At 33.7% G+C, this 14,996-nt stretch carries 17 protein-coding genes; 8 read left to right on the top strand and 9 right to left on the bottom strand.

From position 1 onward, the window contains the following. The first annotated feature begins 117 nt into the window (after positions 1 to 117). From RT228_RS12865 to RT228_RS12895, 7 genes are all read left to right on the top strand, one after another. Complete coding sequence (locus RT228_RS12865) at positions 118 to 663, top strand: DUF1599 domain-containing protein (protein WP_006258549.1); 546 nt, start codon at positions 118 to 120, stop codon at positions 661 to 663. A gap of 28 nt (positions 664 to 691) precedes the next feature. Continuing rightward, positions 692 to 1,792 (top strand): BT_3928 family protein, encoded by a 1,101-nt coding sequence (locus RT228_RS12870; protein WP_006258550.1) that lies wholly within the window; start codon positions 692 to 694, stop codon positions 1,790 to 1,792. 12 nt (positions 1,793 to 1,804) lie between these two features. Then, positions 1,805 to 2,881 carry an ABC transporter permease gene (locus RT228_RS12875; RefSeq protein WP_006258551.1) on the top strand — a complete coding sequence of 359 codons (1,077 nt, stop codon included), beginning with the start codon at positions 1,805 to 1,807 and terminating at the stop codon, positions 2,879 to 2,881. Between the two features lie 23 nt (positions 2,882 to 2,904). Then, on the top strand, positions 2,905 to 3,489 hold the full coding sequence (locus tag RT228_RS12880) for a TlpA family protein disulfide reductase (protein ID WP_006258552.1): 585 nt from the start codon (positions 2,905 to 2,907) through the stop codon (positions 3,487 to 3,489). Position 3,490: 1 nt separating this feature from the next. Beyond that, positions 3,491 to 4,246 (top strand): triose-phosphate isomerase, encoded by a 756-nt coding sequence (gene tpiA / locus RT228_RS12885; protein WP_006258553.1) that lies wholly within the window; start codon positions 3,491 to 3,493, stop codon positions 4,244 to 4,246. Between the two features lie 172 nt (positions 4,247 to 4,418). Continuing rightward, positions 4,419 to 5,276, top strand: coding sequence for an AraC family transcriptional regulator (locus RT228_RS12890; protein ID WP_006258555.1), 858 nt, complete (start codon positions 4,419 to 4,421; stop codon positions 5,274 to 5,276). 215 nt (positions 5,277 to 5,491) lie between these two features. Beyond that, on the top strand, positions 5,492 to 6,220 hold the full coding sequence (locus tag RT228_RS12895) for an FAD-binding oxidoreductase (RefSeq protein ID WP_006258556.1): 729 nt from the start codon (positions 5,492 to 5,494) through the stop codon (positions 6,218 to 6,220). A 47-nt stretch (positions 6,221 to 6,267) separates the two neighbouring features. Here the strand turns inward: RT228_RS12895 and RT228_RS12900 are convergent, their stop codons facing one another. Both RT228_RS12900 and RT228_RS12905 read right to left on the bottom strand, forming a co-directional pair. After that, positions 6,268 to 6,900 (bottom strand): response regulator, encoded by a 633-nt coding sequence (locus RT228_RS12900; RefSeq protein ID WP_006258557.1) that lies wholly within the window; start codon positions 6,898 to 6,900, stop codon positions 6,268 to 6,270. Continuing rightward, positions 6,893 to 8,854 (bottom strand): sensor histidine kinase, encoded by a 1,962-nt coding sequence (locus RT228_RS12905; protein WP_006258558.1) that lies wholly within the window; start codon positions 8,852 to 8,854, stop codon positions 6,893 to 6,895. The genes RT228_RS12900 and RT228_RS12905 overlap by 8 nt, the downstream gene beginning before the upstream one ends. Before the next feature lie 165 nt (positions 8,855 to 9,019). Between RT228_RS12905 and RT228_RS12910 the strand changes: the two genes are divergently transcribed. Beyond that, the gene (locus RT228_RS12910; RefSeq protein WP_006258559.1) at positions 9,020 to 9,496 is read left to right on the top strand and encodes a hypothetical protein; all 477 of its coding nucleotides are present in this window, start codon (positions 9,020 to 9,022) and stop codon (positions 9,494 to 9,496) included. 180 nt (positions 9,497 to 9,676) lie between these two features. Here RT228_RS12910 and RT228_RS12915 read toward each other — a convergent pair whose 3' ends face one another. The 7 genes from RT228_RS12915 to RT228_RS12945 all read right to left on the bottom strand — a co-directional run bounded on the left by RT228_RS12915 (position 9,677) and on the right by RT228_RS12945 (position 14,949). Beyond that, positions 9,677 to 10,222, bottom strand: a complete 546-nt coding sequence (locus tag RT228_RS12915) for a DUF4269 domain-containing protein (protein WP_006258561.1) — start codon at positions 10,220 to 10,222, stop codon at positions 9,677 to 9,679. Between the two features lie 15 nt (positions 10,223 to 10,237). After that, positions 10,238 to 10,570 (bottom strand): DMT family transporter, encoded by a 333-nt coding sequence (locus RT228_RS12920; protein WP_006258563.1) that lies wholly within the window; start codon positions 10,568 to 10,570, stop codon positions 10,238 to 10,240. Between the two features lie 60 nt (positions 10,571 to 10,630). Then, positions 10,631 to 11,191, bottom strand: coding sequence for a Crp/Fnr family transcriptional regulator (locus RT228_RS12925; RefSeq protein WP_006258565.1), 561 nt, complete (start codon positions 11,189 to 11,191; stop codon positions 10,631 to 10,633). Positions 11,192 to 11,214: 23 nt separating this feature from the next. Beyond that, the gene (locus RT228_RS12930) at positions 11,215 to 11,736 is read right to left on the bottom strand and encodes a GNAT family N-acetyltransferase (RefSeq protein ID WP_006258566.1); all 522 of its coding nucleotides are present in this window, start codon (positions 11,734 to 11,736) and stop codon (positions 11,215 to 11,217) included. Beyond that, positions 11,714 to 12,280: an AAA family ATPase gene (locus tag RT228_RS12935; RefSeq protein WP_006258567.1), complete on the bottom strand. Its 567-nt coding sequence runs from the start codon at positions 12,278 to 12,280 to the stop codon at positions 11,714 to 11,716. Before RT228_RS12935 ends, RT228_RS12930 begins: the two co-directional genes overlap by 23 nt. A gap of 345 nt (positions 12,281 to 12,625) precedes the next feature. Continuing rightward, a complete protein-coding gene (locus RT228_RS12940) occupies positions 12,626 to 13,423 on the bottom strand; it encodes a class I SAM-dependent methyltransferase (RefSeq protein WP_006258568.1) in 798 nt (265 codons plus the stop codon). A 116-nt stretch (positions 13,424 to 13,539) separates the two neighbouring features. After that, a complete protein-coding gene (locus RT228_RS12945; protein WP_039851801.1) occupies positions 13,540 to 14,949 on the bottom strand; it encodes a hypothetical protein in 1,410 nt (469 codons plus the stop codon). Positions 14,950 to 14,996: the final 47 nt, after the last annotated feature.

Below are 14,996 nucleotides of genomic sequence, written 5' to 3' on the forward strand. Positions count from 1 at the left end.
ATGCGTTACTTTTTTATGTAGTTTTATATAATTAAAAACAGCTAAAATACTTCTACCTCTTTCAAAGGGTTAGTATTATTAGTATTTTTGAAAAAATATTACACAAATATAATCCAAATGAATACGACTTCTACTCAATTTGATCAAGTAATTGCGATATGCAGAGATTTATATACCAAGAAAATGAAAGACTATGGATGTGCATGGAGAATCCTTAGAATGCCTTCATTGACTGATCAAATATTTATAAAAGCACAACGCCTTAGAAGTATTCAAGAGAATGAAGTTAGAAAGGTAGATGAAGGAGAAATCCCTGAGTTCATTGGTATTATCAATTATTGTGTGATGGCGCTTATCAATTTAGAGATAGGAGTTGCTAATCAACCTGACTTATCTACTGAAGAAGCAATTGCTTTATACGATCAAAAAGTAGCTGAAACAAAGCAATTAATGGAAGATAAAAACCATGACTATGGAGAAGCTTGGCGTGATTTAAGAGTTAGTTCATTAACAGATCTTATCTTACAGAAACTATTGCGTGTAAAGCAAATCGAAGATAACAAAGGGAAAACTATTGTATCAGAAGGAATAGCTGCTAACTATCAAGATATGCTAAACTATTCTGTATTCGCATTGATACACTTAGATTTACCAAACCAATAAATCACTGTTCTAATACAATCAAATAACTATGAAAATAATTGCTCAATTATCTCGAATATTTGTAGGAATACTATTTATCCTTTCTGGATTAGTGAAACTAAATGACCCTATGGGGTTCTCATATAAGCTAGAAGAATACTTCTCCGAAGCTGTATTAAATATTCCTTTCCTAGCTCCCTATGCTGTAGGATTAGCAGTAACTCTTGTGATTGCTGAGGTACTATTAGGAGTTGCTCTATTAATAGGGTATATGCGAAAATTGACAATTACTTTACTGTTCTTAATGATTGTATTCTTCACATTCCTTACCTTCTACTCTGCATTCTTTAATAAAGTAACAGATTGTGGTTGTTTTGGGGATGCTGTTCCACTAACACCTTGGGGATCTTTCACAAAGGATATTGTATTACTTATCTTGATTCTTATTATCATGAAATATAATCAAGTAATAAAACCTATCTTCTCTGGTAAGATTAACAATATTATAATGATTCTGTCTTTAGTACTATGTAGTTTTATGGGATACTGGGTATTGAACCATTTACCTTTAAAAGACTTCAGAGTTTATAAAGTAGGTACTGATATCGTAAAAGGAATGGAGATTCCTGAAGACGCTCCAAAAGCAGTTTATGAGATTACGTTCTACTATGATGTAAATGGTGAAGAGCGCAAGTTCTCTGATAAAGAGTTAACTAAATTACCTGAAGGTGCTAAATACCTAAGAAGAGAAGAGAAACTTATCTCTGAAGGATACCAACCTCCTATTCATGATTTGACTATGGATAGAGATGGTATTGATCACCTATCTATGATGATGGCAGAACCTAAATTAGTAATGCTTATCTCTTATGACCTAACTAGAGCTGATGAAAAAGGCCTAGAAGCAATGAAAGACTTTGCTAATAAAGCTATTGTTAAAGGATATGTAGTAGCTGGTATGACTGCTTCGAATCAAGACTTAATAGAATCTGTAGTTAGTAAATACAAACTTCCTTTTGACTACTATACATGTGATGGGACTACACTAAAAACAATAGAGCGTGGTAACCCAAGTATAGTAGTAATAGAAAATGGTATTATCGTAGAGAAGAAACATTGGAATGACAGAGAATCTGTAAACTTAAAATAAGCCTACACGACCTTGTTAAGTTATTTTTTAAAGAAACTATTATACGCATTCTTCACCTTGTTTGGTGTAGTTACTGTTGTCTTCTTTCTATTTAATATTCTTCCTGGAGATCCGGCTAGGATGATGCTTGACCAAAATGAAAACTCAGAACAACTATTAGCTATCAAAAAAAAGTATGGTTTTGATCAACCTAAAGGAAAGCAATATCTGCTTTACTTAAATGACTTATCTCCTATCTCTGTACATAGTAAAACAGAAGGAGACTACAGTTTTAATACAGATCAGAAATACAATGGAACAGTCCTATTTAGCACAAGACAATACAACTTGATGCTGAAGACACCATACTTAAGAGAAAGCTTCCAAAAAAGTGGTAAGAAAGTAAGTACCATATTAGGAGAAACCTTGCCAAACACTATTCTATTAGCAACATTAGCTATTAGTATTGCGCTTGGTATTGGTGTACTACTAGGTGTTGTTTCAGCTCTATTTAAAAACACATGGCTAGACAAAACAATAGCTATTATAAGTACTTTTGGGATGAGTATTCCTTCGTTCTTCAGTGCTATTTTATTTGCTTGGATATTCGGGTACTTACTGCATAGTTACACTGGACTACCGATGACAGGAAGTCTCTATGAGGTTGATGATTTCGGAGAAGGAAGACATTTAGTGCTAAAGAATGCTATATTACCTTCGATAGTACTTGGAATAAGACCATTAGCTGTAGTAATTCAGTTAATGAGAAACACACTATTAGAAGTACTTAATCAAGATTATATACGCACAGCCAAAGCTAAAGGACTAAGTACTACGCAGATTATCTATAAACACGCTTTAAAGAACTCCCTGAATCCTGTAGTTACAGCATTATCAGGATGGTTTGCTTCTATGCTTGCAGGAGCTGTTTTCGTAGAATATATCTTCGGGTGGAATGGCTTAGGTAAAGAAATAGTAGATGCACTGAATACACTAGACTTACCTGTCATTATGGGGGCAGTACTTATTATCTCTTCTTCTTTCGTAATCATTACTATTTTAGTAGATTTGATATATGCTTATTTAGACCCTAGAATCAAGTTAAATTAAACAATAAAACAGAAATAGAATCAATGAAAAAAATATTCATAACATTAGCACTAGCTGCTGCAGTATTTACTTCTTGTAAAGAAAAAGCAGAAACAACTACAGAAGAGATCTCAACTACATTACAAGAGGAGACTTCTGCAACTCCAGAAGTAGAACAAGTAAAAGATACAACTGCATTTGCTTCTAGAGCATTAGAACAAGACTTTGCTGAATTAGATGGGAAGTCAATTACACTTCAACAAATCCTTGATCAACAAAAAGGAAAGGCTATCCTTATAGATGTATGGGCTGCTTGGTGTCCTGATTGTATCAAAGCGGTTCCTACGATGAAAGAGATTAAAGCAGAGTTTACGAATGTAGCATTCGTTAATCTTTCTCTTGATAAAACAGAAGAATCTTGGAAAGAAGCAATTGAAAAATATGGTATTGAAGGACTTCACTACTACTCTAAAGAAGGAAAAGGAATGAAAGGAGACTTTGGTAAATCACTAGATTTAAACTGGATTCCTCGTTATATCGTAGTAGATAAAGAAGGAAAAATAGCACTATACAATGCTACTGAAAAGAACTTCGATCAAATAAAAGACTTACTTAAAAAAATTCAATAATATGAGACATTCAATCGTTGCTGGTAACTGGAAGATGCATAAAACATATTCTGAAACGCATACTCTATTAGACGAGTTAATTGAAAAATTACCTTCAGGGAAAGAAGTTGAAGTAATTGTAGCTCCTACTTTTGTAAACCTTGCTAGTGCTGTAGCACATTTAGAAGGAACTAATGTACAAGTAGCTGCACAAAATATGCATCAAGCTGAAGGTGGAGCATTCACAGGTGAAATATCTGCTCAAATGCTTACTAGCATTGGTGTAGAGACTGTGATCATTGGACACTCTGAAAGAAGACATTACTTTAATGAAACTGATGCTGTATTAGCTGATAAAGTAAATACTGCATTACGTCATAATATGCGTGTTATCTACTGTATAGGAGAAGAGCTAAAAGATAGAGAGAATAAACAGTTCTTAAACGTTATCTTTAATCAATTAAGAGATGGGTTATTCCACCTTACTAAAGAGCAATGGAGCAATATCGTTATTGCTTATGAGCCTGTTTGGGCTATTGGTACAGGAATGACAGCTACTCCAGAGCAAGCACAAGAAATACATGCTTTTATCCGTCAAGAAATTGATAGAAAGTATGATAAATCTGTTGCTGAGAATACTTCTATTCTTTATGGAGGAAGTGTTAAACCTAGTAATGCTCAAGAAATCTTCTCTAAACCTGATGTAGATGGTGGTCTTATCGGTGGAGCTGCTCTTGTAGCTGATGACTTTGTCGCTATCGTAAATGCTGCTAATTAATAGTATTTCATAATATTAAAGGGCATAAACTTTTGACAGTTTATGCCCTTTTTGTATATCATAACTTATACATATTGCCTTATTTCACACCCCTTTACGAAAGTATTTATTCTCTATTTAAATAAATTCTAAATAATTACAGTATATTTGTAGTCTATTAAATAACAATATAATGACTCATACTAATGATATTATCACTTATAGCCAGTCTCCTAAAGCATTAGGAGGTATTTATATAAAGGATCATGCACATATAGAACAAAAAAAGTCTATCATTAACCACACACATAGAGATGATTACTATGTAATTTCTATTGTAACTAATGGAGAGATGAGAATGGACTGTGAAATGGAGACATTCACTGCCTTACGCAATAACATACTTATTGTCAAACCTTACCAAATACACAACGTTAGACACATTAGCGATGACTTCACGGGTTATCTTTTAGGCATACAAGAGTATAGGATACCTAATGACATCAATGACTTGCTATACACTCTACCAGAGAGCCAACAACTTCTAAACATAAAAGAAGAAGAGATGCAAATGCTTGCTACTACTTTTGAATTAATGAAGAAGCACACTGCTACCAATAGCCAACATAAGATGCAGATCATTAATGGGCTATTCTCAACTGCACTATATAGCATTTGTTCTCAAACAACGCATAACTTACAAAACAAAGAGTTAGGAGCTCAGTCACAACCAACAGTGATTACAAGCAACTTTAAACGCCTGATCACACACCAGACACATCTGAATCTACCTTCTTATTTTGCTAATGAATTAAGTATTACAACAGCACATCTAAATGACTGTGTAAAGAAAACCACAGGACAAACAGTTAGTTATTGGTTAAAGAAATCAATACTAGATGAAGCGAAACGCTTACTGTATTACACCAACAAACCTGTTAAAGAAATTGCCTTTAACCTAGGCTTTGAAGACCATACGTATTTTTCTCGTATGTTTAAAAAACTAACCTATCAGACTCCTCTACAATTTAGAGATACTGTAAGAGCTTAATTCTATACTGTGAATTAAGCTCTTTTTTATAAGAAAAAAGAGAATAGAAAACAGGAAGCAGTCAACTAAATTTAGAGATGTACATAACTCCTAATTCCCCATTGCTAATTCCTTATTCTACACTTTCCCCTTTTTTATCCAATCTTCTCCTATTTTAGTTTTACATCCTATTCCTTCTTTTTAATGAATTTTGCTTAAAACTAAAAGAGAAGAAAATGCCAAAGATTCCAAAACTAATAGGTACAATAGTAAAGACTGCATGGAGTAAGATGTTTGTTACTGTAGTAGTTACACAAAAAGAACAGCTAGCTAATGGCTTATTGAGAATACGCTTTGAAGCTGACCTTTCTAATGCTAAATACGAAATAGGACAAGCCATATTAATGCAAATATCAGATACAGAATATCGCAATTACACTCCTAGCATTTTTAATAAAGAAGAAGGGTACTTTGATGTAATATTTCATCAAAAAGCGAAAGGTCCTGGCACTACTTTTTTCAAGAATATAACAGTAGGTACTGAACTCACTTCTAGTTTACCTAGAGGTCTAAATATCTATGATGAGAACACCTATTATCACTTCTTCTATGGAGACGATACTTGTATTGGCTTCTGTCAGGCATTACAAGAAGAAATGAAAAAGAATAACCATAAACTAGAAGGTCTACTTGAGTTAAGTGATCATTCTATCCCTTATGCCAATGACCATCTACCTCATATGGAGTATATTGAAAAATCAGATGATAAAGAAGTATACCCTGCAGTAGATTATTTAGAATCTATAGATACTTACCGTTGGAATAAACTAGTTCATGGTCAATTCTACCTAATGGGTAATGGAAAGAGTATTCAGAAGTTTAGAAAGGCACTACGAGCAAAAGGAGTCTCTTCTAACAATATCATTACGCAGCCTTTCTGGATAGAAGGAAAAATAGGCTTATAAAATAGCAAACTTAACTAACTCAATAAACAACTGCTACGGAGAATAAATCAGATTAACTTATTCTCCGTAGCTATTTTTACAAGTTCAAACATATTCTTTGCTTTAAATTTCTGTAACAGATTTCGCCTATGAGTCTCCACTGTAATTACTGATATGAACAGTTTATCTGCTATTTCTGCAGAAGTCAATCCATTAGATACAGCTTGTAGCACCTGCTGCTCTCTTTTAGTCAGTCGTGGCAACTCTACAGGATTAGATAATTGAGTCAACATAATCTCTTGTACTTTCTTACTCAATGCTAACTCTCCATTAATAGCTCTTTCTACACATTCGACTATTTCTTTAGCGTCAGCATTCTTCAGAATATATCCATTACCCCCATTCTCTAAAAATTGAAAGATAATACTTCTCTCTTCCTGATTACTTATCCCTATCACAACAATACTAGGGGATTTCTGTTTAATCATCTTACAGAAATCTAATCCACTACCATCGTTGAGTACTATATCTAATAATACCACATCTACTTTATTCTTCTGTACAAAATCTACTATTGCCTCTCCACTACTGAAGAAGAATAATTGGTACCTCTCATCTACTTGAAACAATGATTTTAAGCCTTCTAATATCATTGGATGATCATCTACTATCGCTAACGTGATTATATCCTTATTACACATTACATTCTACATTTATCGTTGTTCCTTGTCCTTTTTGAGAGTCTATACTTAATGCTCCATTAATTAACTGTACTCTGCTTTCCATATTTTTAATCCCTAATCCACATACCACCTTAGTAGTGTCAAATCCTACTCCATCATCCTCTATTGTCAGAGTCAACAAGTCTTCATTTTGACTAATCTGTACAATCACATTATCTGCTTGAGCATATTTAATTATATTACTCAATCCTTCCTGTGCTATGCGATACAAAGCTAATTGTGTCTGAAAAGGAATAGTCGTACTTATAGTAAATGCTTCGAACTGAATACTCATTTTTTCATACGTCATAGATTCACACAATTCTTTTAGAGCAATTTCTAATCCTAAATTCTTTAGTGTCTCAGGCATTAGGTTTCTAGATATCCTCCTCATTTCTATGATAGACTTATCTATTTTAGCTAATAGCCCACTAGACTCACTCGTCTCTGTAGAAGAAATAGACATCCTTATATTCGCTAACATTCCTCCCATGCTGTCGTGCAGATCTTGAGCAATGCGTTGTCTTTCTTGTTCCTCCCCTTTTAATACAGCCTGAGAAGCTTCATATTTTCGCTTATTCTCTAAGTATATCAATTCTTGTTGATGGCTTATGTTGATCTGTTGATTTAGCTTTTGTTGATTTTTATAATTTCTAAAAGCTAATATAGCTATGATTACACTTAGTACTAGGCCTATTGCTAAAAACAGCATACGCATATTTCTATTTTTAGCCATCAAAGCATCTTCCTTTTTCTCTTGTATTAATTGATTAATTGTCTGCTCCTTATCATGAGTATCGTGTATAATCTCTAATTCGTTCATCTTTTCCAACAGCTTTTGTTGTTGGAGGCTATCTCCTAATACACTTGATTTTTTCATCCATTGATAAGCTTCTTTATAATCGCCTAACACCTCATTAACGGCTGCTAACTGTGTAAAAGTTATTTTGCGATTAACAGCTTCTTTACTCAAGATATTATCCTTTAAGATCTGCTCTAAGATAAGTTTAGCTCCCTCGTAATCACTCTGCATCAAATACACATTATAAACGCGGAAATAAAGCATTTGAGTAAGCTTAGGTTGCTTCATTTGCTTAGAGAGTTCTATTCCTTTATTTAAACTCACTAGAGCAGGTTTATATTCCTGTCTAGTGGTGTGATACATTGCTAATTGATAATAATAATTGGGATACTGTCTCGAATTAGGGTAGTGTTCTAACAGTTGAGTCGCTTTATCTAAATAGATCTTAGCTGCAGTGCTATTAGCTTGATAACAATAATTACTCACTAAATTAAAATAAGTAATCAAGTGAATAGTTTCCTCTTCAGGCAATTCTTTTAATACCTCTAAAGCTTTAAAGTGGTACTCTTCTGCTTTATCAAATTGTCCCACTGACATAAAGGTCAACCCTACTTGCGTATTAGCATAAGCTAGATATAACTTATTTCCTGCCTTTTCACTTAATGGAATACACTTCTCTGTCAGTATTTTTAATAAGACTTCATACCCCATATCCTCTACTTGCACATATGCGTAGTTATACCAACTTCGAATTAAAACATCTACATTTTCCTTATCCTCCTTCAGCTCTTTAATCGCCTCTTCATAATATTGTTTCGCTTTGCTTTTACTCCCTTGATTAGTCTCATAAATCCCTTGATAATACGCTATCACGCCTTTAGATAACAAATGCTTATGAGGCGAAGACAATACCTTAGTCAGCGCTTCCTTACTTTTCACACTATCTGTAGGAGCATAAAACTCTGCTAAAAGCAAATAATGCTCTAAACGATTTTTTTCACTCTTACTAGTCTTGATTTGTTCATTTATTTCTCTGAAGTAACCTTCTTCATCTAAAGGTAATAGCTGCTGACCATAACTAAAAGAAATGAATAAAGTAAAGGAAACAAGTAGATAAAGTTTTTTCAACATAGAATCATGTATTAAAGTACAAATATCACAATAAAAACACATTCATCATTTACTATTCTAAAATTAATGGTAAACCATTAGAAACAGATTCATGGTATTCTGTGATTGTCATAAAAAGCCAATCTACTGATATTTGTAACTCACATATAAAACAAAACAAAAAACATGAAAAACTCAAAATTAAGAACTGCTTTTTTAAGTGTATTAGCCGTTTTAACATTAGGCTTAGCTACTACAGCTTGTAGTAGTGATGATAATAGCACTGACAGCCCAGCTTTAGAAAAGAATACTTACAAAGTCACAGTATCCTTAACTAATGTTGGTGAGAATGATTTCGTTTCTCTAACTTATGCTGGAGGAACACTTAGCGGAAAGACAGATGTATGGAAAGTAAACGGTAAAGTTAGAACAGGTGAGTCTGCTATTAGTCTAGCGAAGAACGACTTCGGTGCTGGTACTAAAACGTATGTAATCGAAACTACTGAGCCTATCAACGCTTTTGCTAATAGTGTACAAATTATTAACTATGGAGAGAGTTTACCAATCAACTATAAAATAGAAAAAGGAGGAAAAGTATTGGTTAATGAAGAACTAACTTTATCAGGAGATGGTAAAGACTTCTCTAAACAATACGCTTTCTAACACATTCTTATTACTTTCTCAAGTATTGTTTAGTTACTAGAACATCTTTATTATTAGTTGTCTAAGATGTTTACATGAGATGTTTGTTAACGATTACCCACTATAAGTGTTAGTACCTATAGTGGGTAATTTTATGTTTAAAAAGGTACTATATACTAATACATCAACCCCACAATTCCTTTATTCATATCTATCTAACTCCTTATTACCATAAAGTAATAAGCTATCATAAGGATTGCCAGTTAACCCTAATAACTGGGCAAAAGCAGGCTCTGTTTTTATCCCTGCTTTTTTCAGCTTTATTACTTCTTGCTTGAAGCTATCACCTTTCTCCTTTAAGATGGCATATTCAATGAGCATATGTCGATAACCATTTTGTTCTTCTACAGGTCTAGGTTGAGCGAATAACTCTACAGGAAATTCTTCTAACGTAAAGTTGACTACTACAGTAGGTAGACCTCCTATCTCTACTTCTGTCAAAGTATAGTCTTCTATAAACAAAAGTTGTACGGTTTGTATAAACTCCTCTTTATTCTGATAACAACAAGCAATATCTAAATCACTCCCTTCAACGGCAATATCTATCGGAAAAGTACCGATTAATACTAGATCAAACTTACGTAACTTATCCATTACTAATCCTTGTTCTAGTACCTCAGCTATTCGCTGTTGTACCTTATTTCCTTCTCTTAGATAACTCAGCTCTTTAAAATTAATATCACTCATTCTTCTATTTATTATTTAATGCGCACTCATCTTAGAGAACACATTGATTACAACTACCCCCGCTATAATCAATCCCAGCCCTAATACAGCAGGAACATCTGGTTTTTGGTTATACAGTACTATCGCTATCAAAGTTACTAAAACGATACCTACTCCTGACCATATCGCATACGCTATCCCTACGGGAATAGTGCGAAGAGTCTGACTTAAACAATAAAATGCAGCCGCATACATCAATACAGTCAATACACTAGCTCCTAATTTAGAAAATTGTTCTGATGCTTTTAAAGCACTTGTACCTATTACTTCACACACAATAGCTACTGCTAAAAAGATAAAATTCTTCATATATCATTTATTTACGCCACAAAAATAGCCCTCAACAGAGGGCTATTTTTTTGATATATGTCAAATTCTTCTGATTCTACTCAGTGTTTCTTGGGAGATCCCTAGATAAGATGCGATATTTCCTAAAGGGATTCTATTCACATCACTCCCTAGATCTTTTAATAATCTGTGGTATCGCTCTGTAGCAGACATGGTCTGTAGTTGAAAAGCTCTATCTTCTAACTGTAAACAATAGTCTTCTGTAGAGCGTCTTAAAATCAAGTTTAACTCAGGATATTCTTTAAAAAAACGAAATATAACTTGGTTTGGAATCGCATGTACCACACAGTCTTCCATACATTGTATAAACTCAAGAGAAGCTTTGCTCTTATACATCTGATAAGTAGACCCCATGATGGTTTGTTCAAAAGCAAACCATACATCTATTTCTTGATCATTATGCATATAGAATCCACGCACAAAGCCTTCTTCTAAAACATAAAGACTACCTGACAGTTGTCCTTTTTTTAGTAAGTACTCCCCTTTTCTCTTATAAAATATCTGAGTATTTTTCTCCAAAGCCTCTTTACACATTGGTGATAAATACCCGTATTGCTCGAATAATCTAATTAACATATTCATAGCGTTCCTTCGTTATAGCCTTTTTATTTCTTAAGTCTAATATACCAAAAATTTGGCACACCTTCATCTAAAAATGTATCGACTACTTTAAAACCTACTTTTTCTAACACATGTCTAGAGCCATCATTACCTACTTCAGAACTAGCATGTATCGGTAACGTTGTCAAATGTTTGTCTGCATATACTAAGCATGCTTTCGCAGTCTCAGTAGCATATCCCTTACCCCATGCCTCGTAGATAAAGCGGTATCCTAAATCTAAGTATTCTGCGACTCCACTAGGACCGTCTTTTAAATACTTAAAGCCTGTCCACCCGATAAAAGTATTCGTTTCTTTCTCTATTACAGCCCATCTTCCGATACCGAAGTCTTCGTATTGCTGACGAATAAATCTGATTACGCCGAGCGCCTCTTCTTTACTCCCTATCGGTTTCTTACCTAAGAACTCTAACACTCGGATATCTCCGTCTAAAGCCAATATCCCCTCTACATCTCCTTCTTCTAAAGGGCGAATTATTACTCTATCAGTCTCTATTATTTCTTTCATTTTCTTCTTTCTTTAATTGATTCATTACGAAGGTTACGCGTTCATCTACTGTCCCTTTAGGCACCTCTATTAGAGTGTAACCATATCGTTGATACGTTGTTTTCATTGTCTCATAAGTTGCCCTAGCTACCTCCATATCCTGTTTGCGCTCTTTGTCTTGCGTATAGATTTCTTCCCATGGAGGTAAGATAAAGACAGTTGGCATATAGGGAAGACTGGAGGCGATATTATGCTGTGCCTCACTTATATCTAATCCTTCTAATACGGCATAGCCTATACTATCGAGTATCCCTCTGTCCCATAATATAACCTCATCCGTTATACAATGTTCGTAATCATAAACAGACTGAGACAACATCGCTTCATAAAATAATTGTTTATTCTCCCAAGGCAGTACATCGCTACCCAATGCTTGTTCGCGCTGGATAATAGCCCTCCCCACTTCAGGCATTACGGTATATCCTTGAGCTTTTAAGGCATGAAGTAACGTCGTTTTTCCGCTACCTGGCCCTCCTGTAAATATATAGAATGGTGGTATGTTCATGTATAAAATATGGTATTACTCACTCTTATTGATAAGCTCAACAAGAGCAAAACTGTTGTTACTGATACTTGTATTCTTAGGAAAAACGAAAAGCAATCACTGTAGTAGTACCTACACACTTTTCTAAAAATGAAGTCATTAAGATAGAAGACAACCTTAATGTAGTAAGGCAAATTTACTCAAAATATCCTAATCCCCAAAAAACAAACGCATTACCACCTCACTATGGATATAGATATACACCTCATATTCTATTCACTCTATACTATAATATACGCTATATATAGACTCAACTATAGGCACGGATTATACTCTGTTATCTCATATATATAATCCGTGTCATGCTTACTTTCCTGCTACGATAGCATATACTAAAGGAACTTTATCTCCAAAAGGTTTGATTTGATACTTCTTAGGTGCTATCTCTACCACCTGATTAAAACAAGGATAAGGAGAATAATTATGTTCTTCGAAGGCCTTTATTTGCAATTGATTATTAACCAATCCCTGCACAACATCAGCAATACTGTGATTCCAACTTACACTACCAAACTCTGCATCAGCAGTCTTATCTGCGTAGGTACCTGTCTCTGTCTCTACAATAGGCTCTATATTAAAATAAGAGTACTCAATCTTAGTAAAATCGTAGTCATACATCCAAATGAAAGGATGAAACTCTACGAATACAAATTTACCTCCTGGCTTGACAAACTTAGATACTACTTCAGCCCATTTATTCATATCAGGTAACCAACCTATCACTCCATAACTGGTATATACGATATCAAACTGCTCTTCTAACACCTCTGGCAGTTGATACACATCACTGCAAATAAAACGAACATCTAGTCCTAACTGCTGAGCTAGTTCACTCCCTTTTTCTACAGCTTTATCAGACAGATCTACACCTGTTACATCTGCCCCCATTCTAGCTAACGAAAGCGTATCTTGTCCAAAGTGACATTGTAAATGAAGAACCTTTTTCCCTCTAACATCTCCTAACAAGTTTAACTCTATCTCATTTAGAGAAGTCTCCCCTGCCAAAAAATCTTTCATATTATAGAACTCAGAATCTACGTGCAAAGCCACCTTCTCATTCCAAGTTTTTTTATTGATCTCTATATAGTTAGTATTTGTGTCCATGATTAGTTTACTCTTTCTATTTTAAGAAAGCTAAAAATAATAATTCCAATTTACAAATCATCTACTGAGATGGTGTATTTTAAGGATATACAGAGACCATTAGTATAATTTTAGAATTACAACTCTTTTTTTATTACATCAACAGCATTATTTATAGAGTTTTTCCCTTCAAAATACTTTGTTTTAATTTCTTCAAACTTCTTATCATCCTTAATTGTCTCCTTTAACGTAGAACATAGAAAATCATAGTTTGTAAAATCAGTTTTTGTCATAAGAATATTTCTTAACCAACTCCACATCTGTTTATCTCCGATTTCTTTTCGTATCGCCTCGAATAACAAAGGTGCATAGTAATACACATATAACTCTCTATCCAAATACTCTTCTTGAGACTTTATTTTACCAAACGGAATAACAGCTTCTTTAAACTTATCTAATGCCTCTATCTTTCTAGATACTATCCCTTTATAAATATCCTTACCTAAGACATCCTTAGTTAATTGCCAAGATAGATATTCTGCAAATCCTTCACTCATCATATCTCCTAACTCTGAATTAAACACCTTATAAGTCCCAAAGTAATAATGTCCTAATTCATGTGCTATAAAAGGTCTAAACCAATTCTGTGTCTTAGGCTTAAAAATACTTTTCAATCCATTATTTCCCCAACCAATAGTATATATACTAGGATAAGATACAAACATCCAAGAATTATTCTTAGAAGTAGGTGTAGTATTTATAAATACTGTTTCTTGTTCAAATGGAATACCGATATTAGTAGTATAATATTTTTTAAATGATTCTATCAAATGGCCGAATTCTTTTATTTGACTTTCTTCAATATCTGGATTTAATAAATAGGTATTATCAACTTTTGAATATTTGTAATCTCCACTAAAAATAGCTAGTTCTTGAGGTACATCACTTTTAAATCGATGAGTTTGGCTCTTCACTGGTATATTCCCATTGATATAAAGCGTAGTACAGTCCTTACATGTTAATTCAATATCATATTTTACCCTATCATAAGCCTTATCCTTATCTATATCGTATAAAACAGGATACCAACCTGATTGATTCCCATCTGCTCTAACAGAATAATTATTAAAAGCTATATTCCCTTTCCAATCCTCTCTACTATAATTCTCAATAGTATCAGTAGCTACAGGAAATTTACCTACATATCTTATCTGCAAAGATTTAGGTAGAAACTTGCCACTCTTAGTATTATCTGCAAAATAGTAAGCTAATGTTTCTCCTGTTGAAGTTGAATCTGTAACTGATTTATCTGCATAGATTAAAAAGTCATTTGGTTCCTTACTTCTAAAGTGTAAAGGGTTCATGCCTGAGTTTAAACGAATATAATAGTTCTTTAACTGCGGAATATCTGATAAAGTCAAGTCACATTCAAAGGTTCCCTCTTTAATAGAAATATTAACTTTTCCCGTGATTAAAGGTGCATTTTCTTGAGCAAACAAATACATTGATGTAAGGAAGATCAGTACTAGCAAATATGCTTTTTTCATAATATAGTATAGGTATGTTTAATAAGTTACAAGATAATAAAAACAAC

The organism is Myroides sp. (genome assembly GCF_032073645.1).
GTDB lineage: Bacteria > Bacteroidota > Bacteroidia > Flavobacteriales > Flavobacteriaceae > Flavobacterium > Flavobacterium odoratimimum.

What these genes read in the sequence shown, in the direction of transcription:
- RT228_RS12940 (WP_006258568.1), bottom strand. Translation starts at nt 13,423, where the DNA reads ATGGACACAAATACTAACTATATAGAGATCAATAAAAAAACTTGGAAT.
- RT228_RS12930 (WP_006258566.1), bottom strand. Translation starts at nt 11,736, where the DNA reads ATGAAAGAAATAATAGAGACTGATAGAGTAATAATTCGCCCTTTAGAA.
- RT228_RS12895 (WP_006258556.1), top strand. Translation starts at nt 5,492, where the DNA reads ATGCCAAAGATTCCAAAACTAATAGGTACAATAGTAAAGACTGCATGG.
- RT228_RS12900 (WP_006258557.1), bottom strand. Translation starts at nt 6,900, where the DNA reads ATGTGTAATAAGGATATAATCACGTTAGCGATAGTAGATGATCATCCA.
- RT228_RS12945 (WP_039851801.1), bottom strand. Translation starts at nt 14,949, where the DNA reads ATGAAAAAAGCATATTTGCTAGTACTGATCTTCCTTACATCAATGTAT.
- RT228_RS12870 (WP_006258550.1), top strand. Translation starts at nt 692, where the DNA reads ATGAAAATAATTGCTCAATTATCTCGAATATTTGTAGGAATACTATTT.
- RT228_RS12910 (WP_006258559.1), top strand. Translation starts at nt 9,020, where the DNA reads ATGAAAAACTCAAAATTAAGAACTGCTTTTTTAAGTGTATTAGCCGTT.
- RT228_RS12905 (WP_006258558.1), bottom strand. Translation starts at nt 8,854, where the DNA reads ATGTTGAAAAAACTTTATCTACTTGTTTCCTTTACTTTATTCATTTCT.
- RT228_RS12865 (WP_006258549.1), top strand. Translation starts at nt 118, where the DNA reads ATGAATACGACTTCTACTCAATTTGATCAAGTAATTGCGATATGCAGA.
- RT228_RS12915 (WP_006258561.1), bottom strand. Translation starts at nt 10,222, where the DNA reads ATGAGTGATATTAATTTTAAAGAGCTGAGTTATCTAAGAGAAGGAAAT.
- RT228_RS12920 (WP_006258563.1), bottom strand. Translation starts at nt 10,570, where the DNA reads ATGAAGAATTTTATCTTTTTAGCAGTAGCTATTGTGTGTGAAGTAATA.
- RT228_RS12935 (WP_006258567.1), bottom strand. Translation starts at nt 12,280, where the DNA reads ATGAACATACCACCATTCTATATATTTACAGGAGGGCCAGGTAGCGGA.
- tpiA (WP_006258553.1), top strand. Translation starts at nt 3,491, where the DNA reads ATGAGACATTCAATCGTTGCTGGTAACTGGAAGATGCATAAAACATAT.
- RT228_RS12890 (WP_006258555.1), top strand. Translation starts at nt 4,419, where the DNA reads ATGACTCATACTAATGATATTATCACTTATAGCCAGTCTCCTAAAGCA.
- RT228_RS12925 (WP_006258565.1), bottom strand. Translation starts at nt 11,191, where the DNA reads ATGAATATGTTAATTAGATTATTCGAGCAATACGGGTATTTATCACCA.
- RT228_RS12880 (WP_006258552.1), top strand. Translation starts at nt 2,905, where the DNA reads ATGAAAAAAATATTCATAACATTAGCACTAGCTGCTGCAGTATTTACT.